The organism is Thermomonospora echinospora (assembly GCF_900108175.1).
GTDB classification, from domain to species: Bacteria; Actinomycetota; Actinomycetes; order Streptosporangiales; family Streptosporangiaceae; genus Thermomonospora; species Thermomonospora echinospora.
In genome coordinates, this window is the sequence record NZ_FNVO01000053.1 from 1 (window position 1) to 7,294 (window position 7,294).

At 72.8% G+C, this 7,294-nt stretch carries 2 protein-coding genes; both read left to right on the forward strand.

From position 1 onward, the window contains the following. Positions 1-33 precede the first annotated feature (33 nt). Positions 34-1,767, forward strand: a complete 1,734-nt coding sequence (locus C4U03_RS39470; RefSeq protein ID WP_235018411.1) for a condensation domain-containing protein — start codon at positions 34-36, stop codon at positions 1,765-1,767. Further along, a partial coding sequence (locus C4U03_RS39475; RefSeq protein ID WP_103944984.1) for a non-ribosomal peptide synthetase occupies positions 1,764-7,294 on the forward strand: 5,531 nt, incomplete at its 3' end. The genes C4U03_RS39470 and C4U03_RS39475, both read left to right, overlap by 4 nt.

Consider the following 7,294-nt stretch of genomic DNA (forward strand, 5'->3'; position numbering starts at 1 on the left):
GCCCCCGATTTTGCGGCCAAGGTGTCTTCCCGGGTGCCTCGTACTGAGCGTGAGGAGGTTCTTGCGGGTCTGTTCGCCGAGGTGCTGGGTTTGGAGCGGGTGGGGATCGATGACGGGTTCTTTGACCTGGGCGGTGATTCCATCATCGCGATCCAGTTGGTCTCCCGTGCCCGTCAGTGCGGGTTGGTGATCTCTCCGCGTGAGGTGTTCCAGCACCAGACCGTCGAAGAACTCGCCGTCATCGCCCAGGACGCCGCCGACACCCAGGCGGTGGAGGTCGAGCCCCCGGGCGCCGGGATCGGACCCGTCCCCGCCACCCCGATCATGCACTGGCTGCAGGAGCGGGGCGGCGCGTTCGACGGGTTCCACCAGTCCGTTCTGCTGCGCACCCCCGGCGGCCTGGACACCGATCACCTGGCCGGGGCGCTGCAGACCCTGCTCGACCACCACGACATGCTTCGCCTGCGCCTCGACGAGGACCGGCGGCCGGTGGTGCGGCCCGCTGGGGAGGTGGACGCCGCCGCGCTCGTTCACCGGGTGGACATCGCCTGGCTCGACGCCGACAAGGCGGCTCGGGTGCTGGCCGAGCAGGCGACCGCCGCCCGCGACCGCCTCGACCCGGCCGCAGGGGTCATGGCCCAGCTCGTTCACCTCGACGCCGGCCCCGACGCGCAGGGACGGCTGCTGGTCATGCTGCATCACCTGGTCGTGGACGGGGTGTCCTGGCGGATTTTGTTGCCCGACCTGGTCACCGCCTGGGCTGCCATCAGCGCCGGACAGACCCCGGCCCTGGAGCCGGTCGGCACCTCGTTCCGCCGTTGGGCGCAGCGGCTCGTCGCTGAGGCCACCGACCCGGTACGGGTCGCCGAGCTGGACACCTGGATCGACATCCTCGAAGGTCCCAACCCCAGGCTCGGCGGCCGTCGTCTCGACCCGGCGGTCGACATCGCCGCCCGCGCCCGCACCCTGTCGCTGACCCTGCCCGCGCAGACCACCGAGCCGCTGCTGACCTCGGTGCCCGCCGCGTTCCACGCCGGGGTCAACGACGCGCTGCTCACGGGGCTGGCGCTGGCTGTCGCCCAGTGGCGGCGGACGCGCGGCGGCCGGGGAACCGCGGTGCTGGTCGACGTCGAGGGCCACGGCCGGGAGGAGGTCGTCCCCGGCGTGGACCTGTCCCGCACGGTCGGCTGGTTCACCACCATCCACCCCGTCCGACTGGACCCCGGCGCCGTCCCCTGGACGGAGGTCGAGGCCGGCGGGCAGGCGGTCGGCGGCGCGTTCAAGAAGGTCAAGGAGCAGCTGCGGCGGGTCCCCGACCACGGGATCGGCTACGGCCTGCTGCGCCACCTCAACCCGGAGACCGCCGCGGAACTGGCCGACCTGCCGCAGCCGCAGATCGCCTTCAACTACCTCGGCCGGGTGGCCCCCGGCGGCGCGGAGGACTGGGCTCTGGCGCCGGAGGAAACGCCCTCCGGTGAGGACCCCCGGCTGCCCATGGCGCACGTCCTGGAGATCAACGCCGTCACCCGCGACCTGCCCGGTGGTCCCGAGCTGACCGTCACCTGGACCTGGCCGGACGGGGTGCTGACCGAGGACGAGGTGCGGGCGCTGGCCGAGACGTGGCTGGAGGCGCTGCGCGGGCTGGTGGCCCACCTCGACACCGGCGACGACGGGCAGGCCGGCGGGTTCACCCCCTCCGACCTGCTGGTGGACCTCGACCAAGACGAGATCGACGCACTGCAGGCCGCGTGGAGGAACAAGAGTTGAACCGGTCCGACCTTGAGGACATCCTGCCGCTGTCACCGCTCCAGCAGGGGTTCTTCTTCCACGCACTGTTCGACGCGGGAGACGAGGCCGGCACCGACATCTACACCGCGCAGCTGACCCTGGACCTGGAGGGTCCGCTGGACGTGGCGGCGCTGCGCACCAGCGCCCAGACGCTGCTGCGCCGCCACCCCAACCTGCGGGCCGCGTTCTGGCACGAAGGGCTGAGCCGGCCCGTCCAGGTCGTCCCGCGCCAGGTCGAGGTGCCCTGGCAGGAAGTCGTCGTCGCCGACGAGGCGGAGGCCGCCCGGCTGGCCGGGCGGGAGCTGGCGCGTCCGTTCGACCTGACCGAGCCGCCGCTGCTGCGGTTCGTGCTGGCCCGGCTGCCGGGGGACCGCCACCGGCTCATCCTCACCCACCACCACATCCTGCTGGACGGCTGGTCCACGCCGGTGCTGGCCACCGAGCTGTTCGCGTTGTACGTGCAGGGCGGCCACGACACCGGGCTGCCCCGCCCCACCCCGTACAAGAGCTACCTGGCCTGGCTCGCCGGGCAGGACCGCGCCGCCGCCGAGACCGCCTGGCGGGACGCGCTGGACGGGCTGGAGGAGCCGACCCTTGCGGCCCCCGAGGCCGCCGGCCGTCCTCCCGTGCGGCCCGGACGGGTGGAACGGGAACTGGACGAGAGGCTGTCCACCCGGCTGACCAGGCTGGCGCGGCGGCACGGCGTCACCCCGGCCACCCTGCTGCAGGGCGTGTGGGGCCTGGTGCTGGGCAACCTCACCGGACGCGACGACGTGGTGTTCGGCGCGGCCGTGTCCGGCCGTCCGCCGGAGCTGCCAGGCGTCGAGCAGATGATCGGACTGTTCATCAACACCATCCCGGTGCGGGTCCGGTTCGGCCCCGATGACACCCTGGCCGACCTGCTGGAACGTCTCCAGGACGAGCAGGCCGGGCTGCTGGCCCACCACCATCTGGGGCTGACCGACATCCAGCGGGCCACCGGGCACGCCGCGCTGTTCGACACCATGACGGCGCTGGAGAACTACCCGTTCGACCCGTCCAGCATGGACGGGTCGCTGGGCGGGCTGCGACTGACCGGGTTCGGGTCCCGGGACGCCACCCACTACCCGCTGTCGTTCGTGGCCGTCCCCGGCCCCCGCCTGGCGCTGCGGCTGGACCACCGGCCGGATGTGTACGACACCGCCGCCGCCGAACGGATCCTCGCCCGCGTCGCCCGGCTGCTGGAGGAGTTCGCCGACGACCCCGAGCGGCGGATCGGCGACCTCGACCTGCTGGGCGACGACGAGCGGCGGCTCATCGAGAGCTGGAACACCGCCGCCCCGCCCGTGCCGCCCGTCACCCTGCCCGCCCTGGTCGAAACCCGGGCGGCGACCCGACCGGACGCCCCCGCGATCATCTCCGGCGGCACCACGCTGACCTACGCCGAGCTGAACGGCCGCGCCAACCGCCTGGCCCGCCACCTCATCGCCCAGGGCGTGGCACCCGAAAGCCTCGTCGCACTCGCGATGCCCCGCTCGGCCGACTACTGGATCGCCGCGCTGGCGGTGAGCAAGGCGGGCGGCGCGTTCCTGCCGCTGGACCCCGCCAACCCCTCCGACCGCCTCGCCTACATGCTCGCCGACGCCCGCCCGGCCCTCGGCATCACCACCACCGAACACGCCGCCCACCTGCCTCCCGCGCCCGGGAACGCCGCGTCCGAGCAGGCCTCTGGCGTGCCCGTGATGGCGGACTGGCTGAGCCTGGACGCGCTGGAGCTGTCCGGGTACGCCGAGGACGACGTCACCGATGCGGAACGGCGTGCGCCCCTGCGGCCGGCCCATCCGGCCTACGTCATCTACACGTCGGGCTCCACCGGGCGGCCCAAGGGCGTCGTCGTCACCCACCAGGGGCTGGCGGGGCTGGCCGACACCCAGGTCGAGCGGTACGCCGTGACCGGCGACGACCGGACCCTGCAGTTCTCCTCGCCCAGTTTCGACGCCTCCGTCCTGGAGGCGCTGATGGCCTTCCGCGCCGGCGCGGCGATGGTCGTCGTCCCGTCCGATGTCTACGGCGGGGACCAGCTTGCCGACCTGCTGCGCGAGCACGGTGTCAGCCGGGCGTTCATCACTCCGGCGGCGCTGGGTGGCCTGTCCCCGGACGGCCTGGACGGGCTACGCACGGTCGTGGTCGGCGGGGACGCCAGCGGTGCCGAACTGGTGGCGCGCTGGGCCCCCGGCCGCCGCATGATCAACGCCTATGGGCCCACCGAGACCACCGTCGCCGCCACTATCAGCGACCCCCTGGAGCCGGGGGAGACGCCGCCGATCGGCCGCCCCGTCGCCGGTACCCGCGTCCACGTGCTGGACGCGCGGCTGCGGCCCGTCCCGGTCGGCGTGCCCGGCGAGCTGTACGTCGAGGGCGACGGGGTAGCCCGCGGCTATCTGCACCGGCCGGGCCTGTCGGCGGAGCGGTTCGTGGCCTGCCCGTTCGGGGAGCCCGGCGCCCGCATGTACCGCACCGGAGACCTGGTGCGGTGGCGGTCGGACGGTGAGCTGGACTACCTGGGCCGCACCGACGACCAGGTGAAGGTCCGCGGCTTCCGCATCGAGCCGGGCGAGATCGAGTCCGTCCTGCTGCGTCACCCGGACGTCGTGCAGGCCGCCGTCGTCGTTCGCGAGGACCGGCCGGGGGACAGGCGGCTGGCCGCCTACGCGGTGCCCGCCGCCGGGCGTCGCGCCGACGCCGCCGAGCTGCGGCGGTTCGCCGCCGAGGCGCTGCCGGACTACATGGTGCCGCTGGTGACGGTGCTGGACGCGCTGCCGCTGACGGTCGGCGGCAAGCTGGACCGCTCCGCCCTGCCCGCCCCCGACCAGGCCGTCATCGCCGGGCGCGCCGCCCGCACCCCGCGCGAGGAGATCCTGTGCGGGCTGTTCGCCGAGGTCCTCGGCGTCCCCCGGGTCGGTGTGGACGGCGACTTCTTCGCCCTCGGCGGCGACTCGCTGTCGGCCACCCGCCTGGTCGGCCGGATCCGGTCCGCGCTGTCGGCCGAGCTGCCGGTCCGGGCGCTGTTCGAGGCGCCCACCGTGGCCCGGCTGTCGGACCGGCTGGACGAGGCGGCGGGCACGGTGCGGCCCCCGCTGGCGCCGGTGGAGCGCCCTGACCGGGTGCCGCTGTCGTACGCGCAGCAGCGGCTGTGGTTCCTCGACCGGTTCGAGGGGCCGTCGGCCACCTACAACGTGCCGGTGGCGCTGCGGCTGCGCGGTGAGCTGGACCCCGCGGCGATGCGGGCGGCGCTGGCCGACGTGGTGGAACGGCACGAGCCGCTGCGCACGATCTTCCCCGACAGCGGCGGCACGCCCCGCCAGCAGGTCCTCGACCCGGCCGACGCCGTCCCGGCGCTGCCGGTGGAGGAGGTCGCCGAGGCCGGGCTGCCGGCCGCGCTGGCGCAGATCGCGGGCCGGGGCTTCGACCTGGCCGCCGAGCCGGCGCTGCGCGCCCGGCTGCTGCGGCTGGGTCCCGACGAGCACGTCCTGGTGCTGGTGATCCACCACATCATCGGGGACGGCTGGTCGATGGCTCCGCTGGCCCGCGACGTGATAGCCGCTTACCTGGCCCGCCGGGACGGGGACGCGCCACACTGGCCGCCGCTGCGGGTGCAGTACGCCGACTACACGTTGTGGCAGCAAGAGTTGCTCGGTTCGGAGGATGATCCGCAGTCGCTGGTCAGTCGTCAGATCGGGTTCTGGCGGGAGGTGTTGGCGGGGCTGCCGGAGGAGATCGCGTTGCCCGCCGACCGGCCGCGTCCGGCCGAGGCCACCTACCGGGGCGGCATGCTGCCCTTCGAGGTGGACGCCGAACTGCACGCGGGCCTGGTGACGCTGGCCCGCCAGTCGCAGGCCAGCCTGTTCATGGTCATGCAGGCGGCGCTGGCGGCGCTGCTGACCAGGCTGGGCGCGGGGACGGACGTGCCGATCGGGTCGCCGATCGCGGGGCGTACCGATGAGGCGTTGGACGATCTGGTCGGCATGTTCGTCAACATGCTGGTGCTGCGGACCGACACTTCGGGTGATCCGAGTTTCCGTGAGCTGGTGTCGCGGGTGCGGGAGACGGATCTGGCGGCGTACGCGCATCAGGATGTGCCGTTCGAGCGGCTGGTGGAGGTGCTCAACCCACCCCGTCACCTGGGCCGCCACCCGCTGTTCCAGGTGGTGCTGTCGTTCCAGAACAACCCCGAGGCCCGGCTGGAGGTCGACGGCCTGACCGCCGGGCCCGAACCGCTCGGCGCCGGTGCCGCCAAGTTCGATCTGTCGCTCTACGTCGAGGAACGCACCGGCGACGACGGCCGCCCGGCCGGAATCGAGGCCGGCTTCGAGTACGCGCTCGACCGGTTCGACCGGCCCACCGTGGCGGCGCTGGCGGACCGGCTCGCCCGGCTGCTGCGCGCGGCGGTCGCCGACCCGGACGCGCCGATCGGGTCGGTGGACCTGCTGGACGAGGCGGAGCGGCGCACGATCCTCACCGAATGGGCGAGAGGAGCCGGCTCCGGGGCCGGCCAGGCGCCGATCCCGGCACCGGCCGGGACATCCCAGGCTCCGGACGCGGTGACGCCTGAGCGGACGGGCCTGCTCGCCGGGGAGTCCGGGCGGGCGACGATCCCGGCGTTGTTCGAGGCCCAGGCTTCGCAGACTCCTGATGCGGTGGCCGTCACCTTCGGGGGCGCGAGCGTCACCTACGGAGAGTTGAACGCTGCGGCGAATCGGCTGGCGCGGTTGCTGGTGGAGCGTGGGGCGGGGCCGGAGCGGTTTGTGGCTTTGGCGTTGCCGCGTTCGATCGACTTGGTCGTGGGTGTGCTCGCGGTGTTGAAGGCGGGCGCGGCGTATGTGCCGGTGGATCCGGATTATCCGGCGGACCGCATCGCCTACATGCTCCAGGACTCCGGCCCCACCCTGGCGGTCACCACGAGCGAGGCGGCGGCGGTGCTGCCTGAGAACCTGCCCAGGGTGCTGCTCGATGAGGATGACGTCACCGGTCGCCCGGACGAGAACCTGGGCGGGGTGGGGCTGCTTGCGGAGCATCCGGCGTATGTGATTTACACGTCGGGTTCGACGGGTCGGCCTAAGGGTGTGGTGGTGCCGCATCAGAATGTGGTGCGGCTGCTGAAGTCCACTGAGCGGTGGTTTGGTTTCGGGTCGGATGATGTGTGGACGTTGTTCCACTCGTATGCGTTCGATTTTTCGGTGTGGGAGTTGTGGGGGTCGCTGTTGTATGGCGGCCGTCTGGTGGTGGTGCCGTTCCTGACGTCGCGTTCTCCGGAAAATTTCCTGGAGCTGCTGGCCGCTGAGCGGGTGACGGTCCTCAACCAGACGCCGTCGGCGTTCTACCAGTTGATGGCCGCCGACCGAGAAAACCCAGGAAGTGACCTGGCGCTGCGTTACGTCGTTTTCGGTGGTGAGGCGCTGGAACTGGGCCGGTTGGAGGATTGGTACTCCCGGCATGGCGATGATGCGCCGGTGTTGGTGAACATGTA